This is a genomic window from Ollibium composti (assembly GCF_004801285.1).
Classification (GTDB): domain Bacteria; phylum Pseudomonadota; class Alphaproteobacteria; order Rhizobiales; family Rhizobiaceae; genus Mesorhizobium; species Mesorhizobium composti.
The window spans coordinates 15,040-31,592 of record NZ_SSNY01000012.1; the positions used below are offsets into that span (position 1 = coordinate 15,040).

Sequence of the window (16,553 nt, forward strand, 5' to 3'; positions counted from 1 at the left end):
TTTGCACGCTGAAACCTCGCGCGCCGCGCCAGCCGAACGCTGCATGGTGGTCATCCCGTGCCTGAACGAGGCCGCCCATATCGGCGACCTCCTCGCGCAGCTGATCGGCCCGGCGGATCGGCTGGACATGCTGATCGTCGTCGCCGACGGCGGCAGCACGGACGGCACCCGGCGCATCGTGGAGGAAATCGCCGCGCTCGAACCGCGTGTCGTCCTGCTCGACAATCCCCGTAAGGTGCAGGCGGCCGCCGTCAATCTCGCCGTCATCAGATACGGCGAGGCGTTCGCGCGCTTCATCCGCATCGACGCGCATGGCGGCTATCCCGACGACTATTGCGAAAAGCTGATCGAGGAGGCGGACGCCACAGGCGCCGATTCGGTGGTCGTCTCCATGCTCACGCAGGGGTTCTGCCCCTTCCAGCGGGCGACCGCCACGGCGCAGAACTCGAAGCTCGGCAATGGTGGCTCGCCGCATCGCGAGGGCGCCAAGGGTCATTGGACCGACCACGGCCATCATGCGCTGATGAGCGTGGCGGCGTTCCGTGACGTGGGCGGCTACGACGAGAGCTTCAGCCACAACGAGGACGCCGAGCTCGACTTCCGGCTCCGTGCAACCGGCTATCGCATCTGGATGACCGACAAGACCGTCATGACCTACTATCCGCGCGCTTCGGTCGCCGGCCTGTTCCGGCAATATCTCGGTTACGGGCGCGGCCGGGCGAAAAACATCCTCAAGCACCGTGCCATGCCGAAGCTCAGGCAGATGGTGCCGTTGATGGTGCTGCCGGTGGTGGCCGGCGCGCTGCTCGCCGTCATCAACCTTTCGGCGCTGATCCCGATGGGTCTGTGGGTTGCGGCATGCCTCGGCTACGGTGTCTGGTTGGCGCTGGCCGAGCGCAATCCCTACGGCCCGCTCGCCGGCGTCTCGGCGATGGTCATGCATCTCGCATGGTCGGCCGGCTTCTGGTTGCAACTGGCCCTTTCCTGGACACGGAGGGTGGCGGCGCGATGACCGATCCCATCCGCATCGACGTCGGCATCTGCACGTTCCGCCGCCCGCAATTGGAACAGACGCTGCGCTCGCTGGCCGGCCTGCACGTTCCGGCCGGGGTGGCGCTGCGCGTCATCGTCGCCGACAACGATTCGGCGCCGAGTGCGCGCGCGCTGGTCTATGCGCTGGCCGCCGGCCTGCCTTTCGAGATCGTCTACGTCCATTGCCCGGCCTCCAACATCTCGCTGGCCCGCAATGCCTGCCTGGAGGCGGCCAGCGGCGATTTCCTCATCTTCATGGACGACGACCAGGAGATCGTGTCTGGCGACTGGCTGACGGAGTTCCTGTCGGTCGCCAACGCCACGCGCGCCGACGTGGTGCTCGGGCCGGTGCTTGCCATCTATGGTGAGGACGCGCCGCGCTGGATGCGCGAGGGCGACTTCCATTCGACCCGCCCCGTACGTGTCGACGGCAAGATCCGCACCGGCTATTCGGGCAACACGCTGCTGCGCCTGTCTTCGGCCGTGGTCGCGGGGCGGCGCTTCAGCCTGCCGCTCGGCCGCAGCGGCGGCGAGGACACCGATTACTTCACCCGGCTTCACCGGGCGGGCGGGCGCATCGCCTATGCGCCCGATGCCGCAGCACGCGAGCCGGTGCCGGCTGCTCGCGCCAGCTTCACCTGGCTGGCGAAGCGCCGCTTCCGCAGCGGCCAGACGCATGGGCGGCTGGCCGGCGAAGGCCTGTCGCGCATGGCAATCGCGCGCGAGTGCCTGACTGCCACGGCCAAGGCCGGCTACTGCCTCGGCGCGGCGGGCCTCAGCGCTTTTTCCACCGCGCGGCGCAACCATCATGCCCTGCGCGGCGTTCTGCATGCCGGCGTGGTCGTCGGCCTGCTGGGTGTCGATGAAATCCAGCAATATGGCGAGGACGTTTTGCCGGAAGCTGCAATCGAAGATCCGATCGGAGGCCGAATGGAGGGCAAGCGCCATGCAGCCTGACGTCACCGTCCTCATCGCCGCCTTCAACGACGGGGACACGATCGGCCGCGCCATAGACAGCGCGCTGGCGCAGCGCGGTGTCTCGGTGGAGGTCGTCGTCGCCGACGATTGCTCGACCGACCGCAGCGTGGAGATCGCGCGCGGTTTTTCGGAACATCTGGTGCGCGTCGTCGAACTGGAGAAAAACCGTGGACCGGGCGGCGCCCGCAATGCGGGGCTCGCCATGGCTTCAGGCCGTTGGGTGGCGGTGCTCGATGCCGACGACACGATCCATCCCGAGCGGCTGGCCCGCATGGTCCGCCGCGCCGAGGCGGACGGCGCCCAGATCGCCGTCGACAATCTCGAAGTGGTGCGCGAGGACGCCGGCGGCAGTGAGCCGATGTTCCCATCGGAGCAGCTTCAGGACTTGCCGCATCTGTCGCTGGCCGAGTTGATCGGCACCAGCCTGCTGTTCGAAAGCACCTTCTCCTACGGCTACATGAAGCCGGTGTTCGAGCGCCGTTTTCTCGAACAGGCCGGTCTGCGCTATGACGAGACGCTGCGCATCGGCGAGGACTATATCTTCCTTGCCTCGGCGCTGGCGCGTGGCGGGCGCTGCGTGGTCGAGCCGGGCGCCGGCTACCGCTACCACGTCCGTGCCGGCTCGATCTCGCGCGTGCTGGAACCGCACCATGTCGAGGCGATGCTCGCCGCCGACGCGGCGTTCCTGCGCGACCATGACCTCGATGCGCCGGCCCTGGCGGCGCAGGCGCGCCGCACCAGGAGCCTGCGCCGGGGCGCGTCCTTCCTCTCGCTCGTCGATCACCTCAAGCGGCGGGCGCCGCTGAAGGCGGCGGGCGTCGCGCTGCGCGATCCGGCGGCGCTGCGCCATCTCGGCATGCCGATCGCGGCGCGGCTGCGGCGGCTGTCGGCTTTGCCGGCATCATCGAGGGCGGCGGAAGCCGGCTGAAGATTTTCGAGTTTGGCGGGGGTGCCAACCGAAACAGGGATGTGATGAAAAAAGTCAGAAAAGCAGTGATACCTGTCGCCGGCCTCGGAACGCGCTTCCTGCCCGCCACAAAGGCGATGCCGAAGGAGATGCTGACGATCGTCGACCGTCCCGTCGTGCAATATGCCGTCGACGAGGCGCTGGAGGCGGGCATCGAGCACATCGTCTTCGTCACCGGCCGCAACAAGCACATCATCGAAGACTATTTCGACATCCAGCCGGAATTGCTCGACACGCTCACCCGCTCGGGCAAGACGGACCAGCTTTCGACGCTCAACCGCATGCAGCCGCAGCCGGGCGCCATCTCGTTCACCCGCCAGCAGGCGCCGCACGGCCTCGGCCACGCCGTCTGGTGCGCGCGCGACGTCATCGGCGACGAGCCGTTCGCGCTGCTTCTGCCCGACATGGTCTCGTTCGGCGAGCGCGGCTGCCTGTCCGGCGTCATGGAGCTCTACGAGCGCACCGGCGGCAACGTCGTGGCGGTGGAGCAGTGCGATCCGCTCGACACCGGCAGCTACGGCATCGTCGGCAAGGGGCCGGGCGTGGAGAAGGGCTTCGCCATCACCGGCATGGTCGAGAAGCCGGAACCGTCGGCAGCGCCCTCCAATTTCTACATCAACGGCCGCTACGTGCTGCAGCCGGAAATCTTCGGGCTGCTCGACAACCAGGAGCGCGGCGCCGGCGGCGAAATCCAGCTCACGGACGCGATGCTGCGGCTGTCCGCCGCGCAGGATTTCTTCGCCAGCCCGTTCGAGGGCCGGATGTTCGACTGCGGCTCGAAGGACGGCTTCATCCAGGCCAACGTCGCCTTCGCGCTGGCCCGCGCCGATATCCGGGACCTTGTGCTGGAGCCGATCGAGACGATCATCGCCCAGCAGACACGGCGCAGCGAAGCGGCCTGATCGCGCTGGATATAGCTATGGCCACGGCCCTCGGGGCAATCCCCGACGGTGGCCGTGGCCGTCATTTTCGACCGACGAGCAAGCAGATCGGCAAGTCATGAACCATGGACGTTTTTTCTTAAGCAAGCCAGTTCCCATGCCTTCGGAGGAGACGGACGGCTTCATCGACCTCGACCGGCTTCTGGCCGCGGCAAAGCGGCAGATCAGGGTGGTGGCGCTGTCCGGCGTGGCGGGGCTGGCGCTGGGCGTCGTCTATCTGTTGTTCACGCCCTCGGTCTACACCGCCTCGACCAACATCCTGCTCGACGACAGCCTGACGAAATTCGCCGAGGACAAGCCGACGCCGCAGCCGGCGGCGCAGGCCGAATCGATGGTGCTGAGCGAAGTCGAGATCCTGAAATCGGCACAGCTCGCGCGCGCCGTGGTCGAGGCGCAGCATCTCCAGGACAACGAGGCTTTCCTCAACCCGCCCGTTTCTCCCATCGCCTGGGCGAAGTCGACGGTCAAAAGCGTGCTCAAGGTCTTTTCCAGCCGGCCGCCTTCCACGGGTTCGGTGGAGGACGCCAAGGTCGGCAAGGCGATGGCGATCCTGCAGCAGAACCTCGATGCCGAACGGGTCGGCCGCAGCTACGTCATCTCGCTATCCTACTCGGCCAACGACCCGAAGCTGGCCGGCGCCATCACGCGGGCCTATGCCGATGCCTACCTGGCGGATCATCTCAACGCCAATTTCGACGCCACCCAGCGGGCTACCGTGTGGCTGCAAGGGCGGCTGGACGACCTGCGCCAGCGTTCGCAGGAGGCGTCGCGGGAGGTCGAGACGTATCGCGCGGCCCATGGCCTGACGGCCGCGAGCGGCGAACTGGTGTCGGACCAGCAGCTGTCCGACCTCACCAAGCAGCTGATCCTGGCGCAGGCTGACACCGCCAACGCGCTGGCGCGCTACAACCAGTTCAAGTCGATCGTCGACAGCGGACCGGAAAACGCCGTCAAGAACGCCACCGTGCCGATCGAGAAGGGCAGCAGCGGCACCAACACGGCGCTGCTGACGGACCTCAGGACCCGCTACCTCGCCATGGCCAAGCGCGAGCAGGATATTTCCGCCCGTTTCGGCGAGGACCATCCGCAGGCGGTGGCGCTGCGGCGCGAAGAGGCCGACGTGGCGAAGCAGATGTTCGGCGAACTCACCCGGCTCACCGAAAGCTATCGCAACGAATACGAGGTGGCGAAGTCGCGCGAGGCGTCGCTGCGCAGCAATGTCGGCGAACTGTCGGACCAGAGTTCCAAGTCCGGCCAGTCGGGCGTGGAACTGCGCGCCCTGGAACAGAAGGCGCAGGCGCTGGCGACGCTCTACCAGTCCTTCCTGGGGCGCTATGCGGAAGCCTCGCAGCAGCGCTCATTCCCGATCGCCCAGGCGCGCGTCATCTCGCAGGCCGGCAATCCGGTGGCGGCGTCCAGCCCGCGCAAGACGATGACGCTCGCCCTTTCGCTGGTGCTCGGCCTGTTCGCCGGGGCGGGAATGGGCGCCCTGCGCGAATTCCGCGAGCGCTTCTTCCGCACAGCCGAGGACGTGCAGAATTCGCTCGACGTCAAGTTCCTCGGCTATCTGCCGATCGTCGGGTCCGCCTTCCGCAGCAAGGCGGCGACGAACGGCGGCAACGGGGCGGAACAGGCGCAGACGCCTCGCGAAACCACCATCCCGCGCATCCTGCGCGTCGCCATCAACGCGCCGGCCTCCTCCTTCGCGGAGACGCTGCGCAACGTGAAGTTGGCCAGCGACGTCGTCCTGCAGCGCAATCCCTGCAAGGTCATCGGCTTCGTCTCGGTGCTGCCGCACGAGGGCAAGACGACCGTGGCCGCCAATTTCGCCGGCCTGTTGGCGGCCAACGGCGCCAAGACGCTGCTGATCGACGGCGATCTGAGAAATCCCGGCCTCAGCCGCAGCCTGCCGATCATTCCGGAGAAAGGGCTGGTCGAGGCCGTCGTCGGCGGCGAGCAGCGTTGGCAGAACACGCTCCTGGTCGACCGCAAGACGCGGCTCGCCATCCTGCCGACGGTGATCCGCGGCCGGCTTCCGCACACCGGCGAGCTGATCTCTGGACCGGGCATGCGCGAACTGATCGAATCGGCACGGCAATCCTTCGACTACATCGTCGTCGACCTGCCGCCCTTCGGGCCGGTGGTCGACGCCAAGGCGTTCGCGCCGATGGCCGACGGCTTCGTGCTGGTGGCGGAATGGGGCGCCACACCGCGCGCGCTGGTGCGCTCGGCCTTGCAGGCCGAGCCGCAGATCGCCGCCAAGGTGCTCGGCCTCGTCCTCAACAAGACCGACATCAAGCAACTGTCGCGCTACGGCCTGTTCGGCAGCGCCGAACAGTATCTCGACCGCTATTCCTCCTACTATGTCGAGCAGACGCCGGCGGCCGACAAGCCGGCCAACCGGATGGAGCCGGCTTGATGGCGCCCCCGCTTGCCCAGCGGTCAGGTGGTGAAATACCGGCCCTTGTTCTGCCAGATGCGCAGCGCCGTCAGACGGCCGGTGAAGAAGGCGCCGGTGTCGATGTCGACACGCATGCCGTCGCGCCGGGCTTCGGCGACCGGCGTGTGGCCGTGGACGACATAGCGGGTCAGGCGGTGCGCGGCCTTGAAAAAATCCTCGCGGATGAAGACCAGGTCGCGATCGGACTGACGGTCCAACGGCAGGTCGGGACGGATGCCGGCATGAACGAACAGGAAGCCCGGCGTTTCCACCATGATCGGCAGCGAGCGCAGGAAGGCGACGTGCTGGGCGGGGATCGCTTCGCGGATAACATCGTCGATCTGGCGCTCGGTGCGATAGACGGTGCGCAGGCGCTCGTGGTCGATGCCGTAGGAGAGCAGGGTCTGCTCGGCGCCCATCGTCAGCCAGCCCATCAGGCCGATGCGTCCCTCCAGATAGTCGAGCATGACCATCTCGTGGTTGCCGGTCAGGCAGATGCGCCGGAAACCGGGCGGCGGCGCCGCCGCCAGGTGATCGAGCACCTGGGCCGAGGCCGGGCCGCGGTCGACATAGTCGCCGATCATGACGATGAGTTTTTCGCCGGGCAGTTCGGCGGCGTCGCGCTGGATGACGCTTTCCAGCGCCAGAAGCTCGTCGAGACAGCCATGCACGTCGCCGATCGCGTAGACGGCGGTGTCCTTCAGGTTGAGGCGCAGGCGGGGGCGCTTTTCCGCCGCGCCGCGCCGGGCGGCGCCCAGCAGATTGCTCCAAGCCTTCAACGGGAGGCCCTTTTCTTCATCGCCATGGTCGAGCGGCCCGCCCTGCGCGGCGGTTCGGAATGAAACCGATCGAGGAGACGATCGTGACCTTCCGCAACGTTTTCGAGGTGCCGGCCGGATCGCTGGACCCGGTCCGCAGGTCCATGTCGGATCGTATCAGGATCGCGCGCGGCCTTTGCATCGTCTTCATGACCTTCGTTCACGTGCCGCCGGGCATCGGGGGTAACGTCTACGCCCGCGACGCCGGGGTCTTCGATCTCGTCTATTTCGCCCTCTCGCGCATGGTGGGTCTGAGTTCGGTTTCGCTGCTCAGCGTCGTCTCCGGCTATTTCATCGTCTCCAGTCTGGCCAAGGCCGGGACGCATCGCCTGTTCGTGTCGAAAGTGAAGACGCTGGTCGTGCCGCTGGTGGCCTGGAACCTCCTCATGTTGGCGCTTCTCGCGCTCTACGGGCTGATGCGCGGCAAGTGGCAGGACATGCCGGACTTCACCGCGCCCGGCATGGCCGATGCGCTGGTCGCCCTTACCGGATGGCCGCTTGACGTGCCTTTGTGGTTTCTTCGCGACCTTTTCGTCTGCTGCCTGTTTTCGCCGCTTCTCTATGTTGCGCTCAAGCGCGTTCCCGTCGCCACGATCCTGCTGCTGATCGCTTATACGCTGTTCGGCGAGGACCTTTACCTGCTGCAACGGCCGCAACTGATGCTGTTCTTCGCCCTTGGCATGTGGCTGCGCCTGTCGAAGACGGCCGAGCCCGTTATCGACCGCATGGCGCGCTGGCTGCTTCCGGGCCTCGTCGTCATGGTTGTGTTCTACATGATCCTCAGGATCGAGAACGTGCTGTTCGGCGACATGGCGGACGAACTCAGGCTGACGCTGGACACGGCGCTACGCATCACCATGGCGGCGGGCTTCTGGCTGCTGACCGACGCGATCCGCCGCTCGCGCTTCGCCGGCGGCTTCCTCTGGTTCGAGCCCTACGCCTTCTTCTTGTTCTGCAGCCACGCGATCCTGTTCCATTTCGCCGCCATCCCGTTGCGGCGCGTCTTCGGCAACTACGGCAGCGACCTGTTCGCGATCACCTTCTTCGCGCTGCCCTGCCTGGCGGTGATCGGCGCGGTGATCGGCCTGCAGGTCATCAATGGGTCGCGGCCACTGCTTGTCCTGTTCAATGCCGGCCATGGCGTGGCGTCCCTGCGCAAGGTCGCAGGGCACGACGCCCGGGCCGCCCGGTCGCGAGCGGGGTAGCGCATGGCAAACGTCACCACACGCCTGATCAAGGGGAGCCTCTGGCTTTCGCTGGCGCGCGCCATCGTCAACGGGCTGGCGGCGCTCAGCACGTTCATCCTGGCCTGGAACCTGGCGCCGTCCGACTTCGGCGTCGTCGCGCTCGGCATGACGATCCTGATGATCGTCTCGACGGTGACGGAGCTTTCGCTGGCCGAGGCGCTGATCCGCCACGAGGCGCCCGGCGAGTCGCATTTCAGCGCCGCATGGACCCTGAACGCCCTGCGCGGGCTGGTGCTGGCGCTGTTCTTCGCCGCCGCCGCGAAACCCGCCGCGCTGCTGTTCGAGGAGCCGCGTCTGACCGGAGTCATGCTGGCGCTGGGCCTCAGCGTTTTCCTGAGCGGCCTCACCAACCCGCGCCGCATCATGTATCAGCGCGACCTGATCTTCTGGCAGGAATTCGTGCTTGCCGTATCGCAGAAGCTCACCGGCTTCATCGCCGCGGTGGCGATCGCCATCATCTATCACAGCTACTGGGCGCTGGTGATCGGCACGCTCGTCACCCAGGCGACCAACGTCGCGGTTTCCTATCTCGTGCTGCCGTTCAGGCCGCGCATCACCTTCCGCCACATGCGGGAGTTCTTCTCCTTCTCGGCATGGCTGAGCGCCGGCCAGATCGTCAACACGCTGAACTGGCGCTTCGATTACCTGCTGGTCGGCAAGATGCTCGGCAACACGGCGCTGGGCTATTACTCGGTCGGCTCGAACCTCGCCATGATGCCGACGCGCGAGGCGACGATGCCGCTGACGCAGACCATCTATCCGGGCTTCGCCAGCATCCAGAACGATCCGGCGCGGCTGGCCGCTGCCTACCAGCGGGCGCAGGCGCTGCTGACGGCGGTGGCGCTGCCGGCCGGCATCGGCGTCGCCGTCATCGCCGACCCGCTTGTGCGGCTGGCGCTCGGCGAGAAATGGGCGCCGGTCATCTTCATCATCCAGGCGCTTGCCTCGGTGTTCGCCCTTCAGACGCTGGGCTCGCTGGTGCAGCCGCTCGGCATGGCGAAGGGCGAGACGCGGATGCTGTTCGTGCGCGATACGCAGATGCTTCTCGTGCGCGTGCCGATCATGGTCGCCGGGCTTCTGCTCGCCGGCCTTCCCGGCGTCGTCGTCGGCCGGGTATTTACCGGCCTTTGCAGCGCCGTCGTCAACATGGTGCTGGTGCGACGCCTGATCGACCTGCCGGTGATGCGGCAATTGCAGGCGAATTTGCGTGCGCTGGTCAGCGTCGCGGTGATGGCGGCGGGCGTCGCGTTTGCCGCCGGCCAGCTTCCCCATACGGGCGACAGGCCGATGCTGGCGCTGCACCTGGCGACGCTGGTGGCGCTGGGCGGCTTCCTCTACTGCGCCGCGACCTTCCTGCTGTGGGAGGCGATGGGCCGCCCGCAGGGACCGGAGCGGGAAGTGCAAACCATTTTGGGCAAGCTGCTGGCAAAGCTGCGTCCGGCGAGGAGGCAGGCTTGAGCCGCAATCGAACGGAGAAAAGACGATGGTGACGGAACCCCGGCTGGCGCTGATCGCCGAGCTCGAAGCCGCAATCCATGCTTGCCTCAAGGCGCATGTCCGCGAGGACGAACCGGTCGCCATCCTCGACTTCCCGGATATCCGCAACTGCGGCGATTCCGCGATCTGGCTGGGCGAGATGGCCTATCTCGCGAACCGTCACGGCAAGCGGCCGGCCTATGTCTCGCGCATGGACGATTTCTCGGCCGAACAGCTCCGGCGCGCCGCACCGGACGGGCCGATCTTCATCCATGGCGGCGGCAATTTCGGCGACATCTGGGGTGCGCATCAGGATTTCCGCGAGCGCGTGCTGGAGCTGTTCCCGGATCGGCCGGTCATCCAGTTCCCGCAGTCAATCCACTACCAGTCGCCCGAGCGCATCGAACAGAGCGCGCGGGCGATCGGCCGGCACCGGAACTTCACGCTTCTGGTGCGCGACGAGGAATCGCGGGCTTTCGCCGAAAAGCATTTCGACTGCGCGGTCACGCTGTGCCCCGACATGGCTTTCGCCATTGGCCCGGTGGAGTCGGCGCCGGCCATCTTCCCGGTGCTGGCCATGCTGCGGGCGGACCGGGAAAAGGCAGGAAACGCCGAACCCGCGGCCTGGCCCGGCCTGCCGGTCGAGGACTGGATCTCGGAATCGCCGCGCAGCGTGCAGGCCTCCAAGGCGTTCGGCGCCGCCTCGGCGCTGCTGTCGCTGAAGCCGGCGGAACTCAGGCTCGCCAAGCTCGACGCCGCCGCCCACAACCGCTTCCGGCGCGGCATCCGGCAGATATCGCGCGGCCGGGCCATCGTCACCGACCGGCTACATGTCCACATCTGCTCGCTGCTGATCGGCCGCCCGCATGCCGTGCTCGACAACAGTTACGGCAAAGTGCGCCGCTTCATGGCCGCCTTCTCCGGCGGGACCGATCTTTCCTACCGGGCGGCATCGCTGGACGACGGCATCGCCTGGGCACAGCAGGCTGCCGAGGGCGCCGCCGGAAAAGCCGCGGCCTGACGACAGGGGACTAACCCATGCTGACCTTCATCATTCCCGTCCGCCATCAGGACAATGCCCGCGACTGGAGCCTGCTCAAGGCGAACCTTGCGCAGACCGCCGCCTCCATCGCCAGCCAGGTGCATCCGGGCTGGCGCGCGCTGGTGGTCGCCAACGAGGGCGCCGACCTGCCGGCATTGCCCGTCGGCTTCGACGTCGTGCGCGTCACCTTCCCGCCCAACAACCTGCACGAGATGGGTGAGGCGGACCTGGAGGCCGTCTACGACGCCTTCCGCGCCGACAAGGGCCGGCGCGTTCTGGCCGGCATGCTGGCCGCCCGCGACAGCCGCTTCTTCATGATCGTCGACGACGACGATTTCGTCAGCGCCCGCATCGCCGGCCATGCGGCCGAAAACCCCGACGCCAACGGCTGGACCGTCGAGCGCGGCTATATCTGGGACGACGGCGGCCGATTGCTGCTCGGCTACGATGAATTCAACCATCTGTGCGGCACCTCGCTGATCGTGCGCGCCGACCTCTACGGCTTGCCGGAACGCTTCGAGGACGCCTCGCTCGACTGGATCAAGACGATGCTGGGCAGCCATGTGCGGATCGCCGACATCCTGGCCGAGCGCGGCACGCCGCTCAACCCGCTGCCGTTTCGCGGCGCCGTCTACCGCGTCGCGCATGGCGGCTCGCACAGCAAGGCGCCCAGCCTCGTGAAGAAGTACTTCCTCAGCCGCGAAGCGATGAGAAGGCCGAGGCGCCTGCTCAGCCACCTCGCCCGCCTGCGGCTGGTCGACGACGGCGCCCGGCGTGAATTCTTCGGCATGCCGGCGAGGAATTGAACCGCCTCGTTCGCCGCGTGTTTGCCGGCGGAAAGAATTTCCGCGATCGCGCGCGGTCGCGATCATCTCGGGAGGCGATATAAATATCGACAAACCGCTCGCGCGGCCCCTATTCTCTGCCGTCGGGTCACGGCTCCGTTATCCGACTCCGGCCTCGGGCGCTTTCAGCTGCATAGGGTCGAAATCTGGGTAATCAGGGAGAATAGGATGTCGAACATCACCATGCGGCTCGCCGGCGCGCTTTTCGGAGCCGTCGCCCTTTCCGCCATGCCCGCCATGGCCGAGGATCTCGTCCTGGGCGCGTCGGTGCAGTTGACCGGCCCGGTCGCCAACACCGGCCGCTACTACAAGGACGCCTACGAGTTCACCATCGACAAGATCAACGAGGCGGGCGGCGTCAAGGTCGGCGACAAGCAGTACAAACTGGCGCTCAAGCTCTACGACAACCAGTCGGACGTGAACCTGTCGGTGCGCCAGTACACGCAGCTCATCTCGCAGGACAAGGTGAACCTGCTGCTCGGGCCGTTCGCCTCCAATTTCGCGCTCGCCGATTCGGCCGTATCGGAAAAATACCAGGTGCCGATGGTGCAGGGCGGCGGTGCTTCCGACCAGATCTTCTCGCGCAAGTTCAAATACATCTTCGGCACGCTGGCGCCGGCGAGCAACTATTTCGGTTCGACCATCGCCATGATGAAGGAACTCGACCCGGCGCCGAAGTCTGTTGCGCTGCTCTATGCCGACGATGCCTTCGACGTCTCCGTTGCTGACGGCACGCGGCCGCTGCTCAAGGACGCCGGCATCACGGTAGCACTCGACGAGCGCTACACCTCGAACGCGAGCGACTTCAACTCGCTGCTGTCGCAGATCAAGAGCGCCAATGTCGACGCTGTGCTGGTCGCCGGCCACGAGACGGAAATCCTCAATTTCGTGCGGCAGGCGAAAAGCCTGGCAGTGGCCCCAAAACTCTATTCCTTCACCGTCGGCGTGCCGAGCGAGGACTTCCGCAAGGCGCTGGGCAAGGACGCCGATTATGCTTTCGGCATGAGCGCCTGGCTTCCTTCGGCGGACCTCAAGGACAAGTATTTCGGCGATGCCGCCGCCTTCGCGGAAGCCTACAAGGCGAAGTTCGGCTATGAGCCCGACTATCACGCCGCTTCCGGCGCGGCCGACGTCGAGGCGCTGGTGCAGGCGGTCGAGGCGGCCGGCACGCTCGATCCCAAGGCGGTGCGCGACGCCATCGCCAAGCTCAACTTCGACAGCCTCTACGGCAAGATCGCCTTCGCCGAGAACGGCCAGATCGACCTCGCGCAGACGGTGATCCAGGTGCAGGACGGCAAGGTTGCCGCCGTCTACGGCGCCAAGGGATTCCTCGAAAAGCCGAAATATCCGATGCCAGCCTGGAACGCGCGCTGACCGGGGAAACGACGACGGCGCCGCCCGGTGGGACGGACGGCGCCGAAGCGATCGAGGCGGCGCCTGCGGGTTTTCGTTTGCCGACGCTTCGCCTATGACTTGATTGGAGAGGGGATCGACGCGTGGATCTGCTGGCGCAAATCCTGATCAACGGCGTGCTCTTGGGCGGGCTCTATGCCGTCATGGCATTGGGGCTGGCGCTCGTGTGGGGCGTGCTCAACATCGTCAACCTGGCGCATGGCGCCTTCATCATGCTGGGCGGGTATCTCTCCTGGCACCTCTACACCTATCTCGGCATCGACCCCTTCCTCGGCCTGCCGATCACCGCCGTGGTGATGTTCTGCCTCGGCTACGCCTTGCAACGCGGTGTGCTCAACCTCGTCGTCAGGGCGCCGATGTTCAACACGCTGCTCATCACCTTCGGGCTTGAAGTCGTGCTGACCTATCTGGCGCAGCTCGCCTTTTCCGCCGACTTCCGCACCATCAATCCTTCCTATGCCGGCTCCAGCATCGCGCTCGGCCCGGTGGTGGTGCCGGTGGCCCGCCTGATGGCCTTCGGCGTCGCCGTCGCGCTGACGGTCGGCATGTGGCTGTTCCTGCTGCACAGCCGGCTCGGCCGTGCCATCCGCGCCACGGCGCAGAACCTCGTCGCCGCGCGCCTCTACGGCGTCGAGCCGCGCCACCTCTACGCCATGACCTTCGGCATCGGCATCGGGCTCGCCGGTGCGGCAGGCGGGCTCTACGGCACCGTCTCGCAGATCGATCCCTATATCGGCGCGACGCTGACGGCGAAGTCCTTTGCCATCGCCATCATCGGCGGCCTCGACAATCCGCTCGGCGTGCTGGTCGGCGGGCTGGTGCTAGGCATCATCGAGTCGCTGACGGTGCTTTATGTCGGCGCCACCTTCGGCGACGTGGCGAGCTTCGGGGTGCTGGTGCTGGTGCTCATCTTCCGGCCGAGCGGCCTTCTGGGGAAAACGGCATGAAGGGGCTGCGCTGGATTCTGCTCGTCGCCGCACTCGTCGTGCTCGCGGCCGTGCCGTGGTTCGGCTCGGATGTGCTGGTGCAGTTCGGCATCAACGCATTGCTTCTGGCCGTGCTGGCGCAGGGCTGGAACATCATCGGCGGCTATACCGGCTACGCCTCCTTCGGCAATTCGGTCTTCTACGGGCTGGGCAGCTACGGCGTGGCGATTGCCATGGTGCAGTGGGAGCTGCCCTTCGCCATCGGCATGGTGTTCGGCGTGGTGCTCGCTGTCGCCTTCGCCTTCCTGCTCGGTCTGCCGGTGTTGCGCCTCAGGGGCCACTATTTCGCCATCGCCACGCTGGCGTTGGCGCAGGTGATGATCGCCATCGTCTCCAACCTCTCCATCGCCGGGCAGAACATCGGCCTGGTGCTGCCGCCGCTCAACGACGATCGGCTGTTCTACGAACTGTCGCTGATCCTGCTGATCGCGGCGACCGCGACGGTGTTTTGGCTGACGCGCAGCCGCTTCGGCTTCGGCCTGATCGCCATCCGCGAGAACGAGGAGGGCGCTGCGGTGATGGGCGTCAACACCACGCTCTACAAGGTGCTGGCCTTCGCCCTTTCCGGCGTCTTCTCGGCGCTCGCCGGCGGCATCCACGCCTACTGGATCACCTTTTTGGACCCCGCCAGCGCCTTCGACATCAGCCTCAACGTCAAGATGATCATCATGGCGGTGTTCGGCGGGCCGGGCACGGTACTTGGCCCTGTGCTCGGCGCCTTCGTGCTGTCCACCGTGTCGGAACTGCTCTCCAGCGAGATCACCAGCGTTGCCGGGCTGTTCTTCGGCCTCGTCGTCGTGGTGGCGGTGATCTTCATGCCGCGCGGCGTCGCCGACCTGATGCGCCGCTTCCGCGCGACGGGCTGGCGCTACTTCGTCAAGAACCTGAAGGCGCACCGCATATGAGCGCCGTTCTCGGAATCACAAATGTGACGCGCCGTTTCGCCGGCCTGATCGCCGTCAACGACGTCTCCTTCACGCTGAACCAGGGCGAGATCCTCGGCGTCATCGGCCCGAACGGCGCGGGCAAGACCACGCTGGTCAGCCTGATTTCGGGCACACTTGCCCCGACCGCCGGCGACATCGCCTTCGAGGGCCGACCGATCACGAAGCTTCCCGCCTACCAGCGCGCGAGGCTCGGCATCGGTCGCACCTTCCAGATCATGCGGCCGTTCCCCGGCCTGTCGGTGCTCGACAATGTCGCGGTGGGCGCCCTGTTCGGCCATGGCGGCGGCGAGTCCGATCTCGACAAGGCGCGCGAACTGGCGCGGGCGCAGCTCGATTTCGTCGGCCTCGCCAAATTCGCCGACCAGCGCGCCGACGAGCTCGGCGGCCCCAGCCGCAAGCGCCTCGAACTCGCCAAGGCGCTCGCCATGCAGCCCAAGGTTCTGCTCTGCGACGAGGTGATGGCGGGTCTCAACCTCGTCGAGATCGACGAGGTGATCGAGGTGCTGAAACGGGTGCGCGAGCGCGGCATTTCCATCCTCGTCATCGAGCACGTCATCAAGGCGATCAAGAGCCTGTCCGACCGCCTTCTGGTGCTGCATCACGGCGAGAAGATCGCCGACGGCGACCCCGATACGGTGCTGTCCGACGCGCGGGTGGTGGAAGCCTATCTCGGACGGAGGCGGGCATGAGCGCGGCGGAAAATCCTGTGGCGGAGGCGCTGCTGGTCATCGACGGGCTCGGCGCCGGCTATGGCGAGATGCCGGTGCTGAAAGGCGTGTCGCTGGAAATCCGCCGTGCCGAGATCGTGGCGCTGGTCGGCTCCAACGGCGCCGGCAAGACGACGCTGCTGCGCGCGCTGTCGCGTGTCATCGCCTGCACCGGCAAGGCCTCTTTTCTCGGCCGTGACCTCGTGCCGTTGACGCCGGACGAGGCGTTCGGCGCCGGGCTGGTGCAGGTGCCGGAAGGCCGCCAGCTTTTCGACCGCATGACGGTGGAGGACAATCTCCTGATGGGCGCCTACCGGCGTGCCGACAAGGCGGCGATCGTCGGTGACCTCGAGCGCATGTACGGCCTGTTCCCGCGCCTCGGCGAGCGGCGGCGGCAGCTTGCCGGCTCGATGTCGGGCGGCGAGCAGCAGATGTGCGCCATGGCGCGCGGCCTGATGGCGCGACCGCAACTGCTGATGATCGACGAGATGAGCCTCGGCCTGGCGCCGGTGGTGGTCGAGCAACTGATGGAAGTGCTGGCGACGATCCGCGGCGAGGGCGTCACCGTTCTGCTCGTCGAGCAGGACATCCACCTCGCGCTGTCGGGAGCCGACCGCGGCTATGTCATGGAGACGGGCTCGATCGTTCACAGCGGCGACGCCAAGGCGCTGATCGACGACCCCGCCGTGCGCAAGGCCTATCTCGGCCTCTGAG

The 16,553-nt window shown here is 66.7% G+C and carries 15 protein-coding genes; 14 read left to right on the forward strand and 1 reads right to left on the reverse strand.

The genetic code is table 11. The features are described 5' to 3' along the window. The first annotated feature begins 43 nt into the window (after nucleotides 1-43). From E6C48_RS18365 to E6C48_RS18385, 5 genes are all read left to right on the forward strand, one after another. On the forward strand, nucleotides 44-1,012 hold the full coding sequence (locus tag E6C48_RS18365) for a glycosyltransferase family 2 protein (protein WP_168734583.1): 969 nt from the start codon (nucleotides 44-46) through the stop codon (nucleotides 1,010-1,012). Then, on the forward strand, nucleotides 1,009-1,989 hold the full coding sequence (locus tag E6C48_RS18370; protein WP_136359639.1) for a glycosyltransferase: 981 nt from the start codon (nucleotides 1,009-1,011) through the stop codon (nucleotides 1,987-1,989). The genes E6C48_RS18365 and E6C48_RS18370 overlap by 4 nt, the downstream gene beginning before the upstream one ends. Beyond that, nucleotides 1,979-2,938 carry a glycosyltransferase family 2 protein gene (locus tag E6C48_RS18375; protein WP_136359640.1) on the forward strand — a complete coding sequence of 320 codons (960 nt, stop codon included), beginning with the start codon at nucleotides 1,979-1,981 and terminating at the stop codon, nucleotides 2,936-2,938. Before E6C48_RS18370 ends, E6C48_RS18375 begins: the two co-directional genes overlap by 11 nt. A 44-nt stretch (nucleotides 2,939-2,982) precedes the next feature. Next, entirely contained in the window at nucleotides 2,983-3,879 is an 897-nt protein-coding gene (locus E6C48_RS18380) for a UTP--glucose-1-phosphate uridylyltransferase (RefSeq protein WP_136359641.1), read from the forward strand. Between the two features lie 136 nt (nucleotides 3,880-4,015). Continuing rightward, nucleotides 4,016-6,337: a polysaccharide biosynthesis tyrosine autokinase gene (locus E6C48_RS18385; RefSeq protein ID WP_230978853.1), complete on the forward strand. Its 2,322-nt coding sequence runs from the start codon at nucleotides 4,016-4,018 to the stop codon at nucleotides 6,335-6,337. A gap of 23 nt (nucleotides 6,338-6,360) precedes the next feature. Here the strand turns inward: E6C48_RS18385 and E6C48_RS18390 are convergent, their stop codons facing one another. Beyond that, on the reverse strand, nucleotides 6,361-7,137 hold the full coding sequence (locus E6C48_RS18390; protein ID WP_230978854.1) for a metallophosphoesterase: 777 nt from the start codon (nucleotides 7,135-7,137) through the stop codon (nucleotides 6,361-6,363). Between the two features lie 59 nt (nucleotides 7,138-7,196). Here E6C48_RS18390 and E6C48_RS18395 point away from each other — a divergent pair, with 59 nt between their 5' ends. The 9 genes from E6C48_RS18395 (at nucleotide 7,197) to E6C48_RS18435 (ending at nucleotide 16,552) form a co-directional block, all read left to right on the forward strand. After that, the gene (locus tag E6C48_RS18395) at nucleotides 7,197-8,381 is read left to right on the forward strand and encodes an acyltransferase family protein (protein WP_136359643.1); all 1,185 of its coding nucleotides are present in this window, start codon (nucleotides 7,197-7,199) and stop codon (nucleotides 8,379-8,381) included. A 3-nt stretch (nucleotides 8,382-8,384) separates the two neighbouring features. Then, the gene (locus E6C48_RS18400) at nucleotides 8,385-9,881 is read left to right on the forward strand and encodes a lipopolysaccharide biosynthesis protein (RefSeq protein WP_136359644.1); all 1,497 of its coding nucleotides are present in this window, start codon (nucleotides 8,385-8,387) and stop codon (nucleotides 9,879-9,881) included. A 25-nt stretch (nucleotides 9,882-9,906) separates the two neighbouring features. Further along, nucleotides 9,907-10,920 (forward strand): polysaccharide pyruvyl transferase family protein, encoded by a 1,014-nt coding sequence (locus E6C48_RS18405; protein WP_136359645.1) that lies wholly within the window; start codon nucleotides 9,907-9,909, stop codon nucleotides 10,918-10,920. A 17-nt stretch (nucleotides 10,921-10,937) separates the two neighbouring features. Further along, the gene (locus tag E6C48_RS18410) at nucleotides 10,938-11,747 is read left to right on the forward strand and encodes a galactosyl transferase (RefSeq protein WP_136359646.1); all 810 of its coding nucleotides are present in this window, start codon (nucleotides 10,938-10,940) and stop codon (nucleotides 11,745-11,747) included. Nucleotides 11,748-11,969: 222 nt separating this feature from the next. Beyond that, nucleotides 11,970-13,160 carry an amino acid ABC transporter substrate-binding protein gene (locus tag E6C48_RS18415; RefSeq protein ID WP_407941023.1) on the forward strand — a complete coding sequence of 397 codons (1,191 nt, stop codon included), beginning with the start codon at nucleotides 11,970-11,972 and terminating at the stop codon, nucleotides 13,158-13,160. Between the two features lie 122 nt (nucleotides 13,161-13,282). Next, nucleotides 13,283-14,146: a branched-chain amino acid ABC transporter permease gene (locus E6C48_RS18420; protein ID WP_136359648.1), complete on the forward strand. Its 864-nt coding sequence runs from the start codon at nucleotides 13,283-13,285 to the stop codon at nucleotides 14,144-14,146. Then, nucleotides 14,143-15,090, forward strand: coding sequence for a branched-chain amino acid ABC transporter permease (locus E6C48_RS18425; RefSeq protein ID WP_136359649.1), 948 nt, complete (start codon nucleotides 14,143-14,145; stop codon nucleotides 15,088-15,090). The genes E6C48_RS18420 and E6C48_RS18425 overlap by 4 nt, the downstream gene beginning before the upstream one ends. Then, complete coding sequence (locus E6C48_RS18430) at nucleotides 15,087-15,821, forward strand: ABC transporter ATP-binding protein (protein ID WP_136359650.1); 735 nt, start codon at nucleotides 15,087-15,089, stop codon at nucleotides 15,819-15,821. Before E6C48_RS18425 ends, E6C48_RS18430 begins: the two co-directional genes overlap by 4 nt. After that, nucleotides 15,818-16,552 carry an ABC transporter ATP-binding protein gene (locus E6C48_RS18435; protein WP_136359651.1) on the forward strand — a complete coding sequence of 245 codons (735 nt, stop codon included), beginning with the start codon at nucleotides 15,818-15,820 and terminating at the stop codon, nucleotides 16,550-16,552. Before E6C48_RS18430 ends, E6C48_RS18435 begins: the two co-directional genes overlap by 4 nt. Nucleotide 16,553: the final 1 nt, after the last annotated feature.